This is a genomic window from Ferroplasma sp. Type II, assembly GCF_000496155.1.
On record NZ_KI542820.1, the window covers coordinates 1 to 2,077 of the forward strand.

The 2,077-nt window shown below is 37.7% G+C and carries 2 protein-coding genes; both read right to left on the reverse strand.

Annotated elements, in window-relative coordinates:
- On the reverse strand, positions 1-1,226 hold a 1,226-nt coding region (locus AMDU4_RS13055; protein WP_290705452.1), incomplete at its 3' end, for a hypothetical protein.
- On the reverse strand, positions 1,227-2,077 hold an 851-nt coding region (iscB, locus tag AMDU4_RS13060; protein ID WP_290705456.1), incomplete at its 5' end, for an RNA-guided endonuclease IscB. It abuts the gene before it with no gap.

Consider the following 2,077-nt stretch of genomic DNA (forward strand, 5'->3'; position numbering starts at 1 on the left):
ATGAATGCTACAGCTATAATTGAAAATATAATCAACCCAAATATGCTCTTGTAAAATGCTATGGATTGCTTTTTCACCGGCAATGAATTGAGAATTTCTATACCCTTGCCCTCCACAACAAGCAGGAATATTGAATAGAAGGATGATACAAATTCCACCAGGTAAAGCATGGAAAAAAATGGTGATTTAAAACCATCTCCAACACCTAAGCCCACAAAAAATGGGATAACAAAGAGTACGGGGAGGAATATATATGATAGGTTTTGAGGTTTTCGGAATGTACTTTTTGCATCTTTCTTAAGGAATGCCCTAAGCATATTGGTGGTTCTCATTTTTGAATATATTTTCTCGCTTGATACATTCTCCTCGGAGGTCATGAGAATGTTGTATATTTTGTACCTGATAGAGAAATATATGAGAACCAGTATGGCCAGGAACAACAGTGATAGGAGGATTTCCAGTATCCTGTAAAATAATGGAAGATTATAATTCAGATACACAATATACTCAAGATTTATGGGGAAGGCAAACACCCTTACATAATAGGGGAGCGCTGCTATTGCACTGCTTACATATCCAAAGTATGAGGGGTCTTCAAGCAATAGGTAAAATGCGCCAAGAAAAAGGAAAAGCATGAGAATTTTAATTACGTTTTTAATTGATGAGTGTGTTTTTGCCTTTTTTTCCGAATAAATGAAGAGGAGAGATGATATAATAAAACTGAGCAGTAGAATAAGAAAGGCGTAGACTATGGCAAGGAATATAGTTTCATAGTCATGGGTAAGAAGGTAAAAGAATATGGCAGATGGAAAAACAACAAAAATATATGAAGATGAATTATAAATGAACCATGATACAAATGGAACGTTGACATTTACCTTAATGGGTATTGATTTTAGTGGAGACATAATATTGTTGTTATATACAGAGTTGAGGAAAACTATTGAATTGTATATGCCCATCATGAATAGATATAAAAACACAATAAGCCCGAACGATGCAAGCATTGTTGTTTCCTTTGCCGCAAAATAAACAGAATCAAGAAGAACAAATATCATAGTAAAAAGCACGGCATTTGCTATATAACTCATAAATATAGTTCTTGTAAAATATGACTTTTTATTGCCTGAATTTATAGTTCTTTGAAATTTCGGCGTATCCTTTAGAGCAAGGTACCGCTGTTCAACCATTATCAATTTGCTCAAAAACAAAGTCTGATTTTTCATCTAACTACCCCCCAAGGAGACCCCATGCGTTAGCGTGGGGGGAATTGGGGCCCCAAACTGTATTGACTTACAGTATCTTACCAACTTTACCTTCTTTACGTTAACATCCATCTTCTTTTCTCCATTCCTTATTATTACATAATTTCCATAACTATGAACCCCAACAGCGCCGTATCTGCTCTCCCCGAATTCCACTACATCACCGGGTTGTAAGGGGTATCTTCTCCTTCTTATTGATGGCATGAACCCCTTTTTGTTAATTTGAAGGGAACGGTTATTTCTCCGTCTCTGTGTTGCATTGAAAACAGTGGATCTTACCTGCATGTTTCCTCCAGCAATCACAAATGCATCGTTGGCATGGCTCTTATCCAGCCCAAGAGAAATGCGGTTCTTCCTTGTGATGTACCCGAATGTGTATGCTGCTTCCGTAAGCTGGGCGAGCTTCCACCGTACAATATTCATGAAAGCTGAATTTTTTAATGGTATCAGTGTCCTCTTTCTCACTTTAGGATATCCGAATTCTTCCGCAGTGAGGTTATTCTTCTTCTGATTACAGTCATGGCATGAGATGGCAAGGTTGTCTACGGTATCTGGACCGCCCCTTGATCGGAGTGTGAGATGTTCTATTTCCAGCGGTATGTTTGTCTTTCCACAGTACACACACTTTCTATGGAACTTCTCAAGGAGATATTCCCTGATCTCATATCCCTGAAGTTCTCCCTGCTGGTACTCTATTCCACTTATCTCAGGGTTCTTCATCTTCTGCTGATCGAATGAAGCAACCTCAATAATAATATCGGATATTGGAAGTATTTTTTTCAGTTTCTCAATCAGTCTTATGTGAGTCTGTA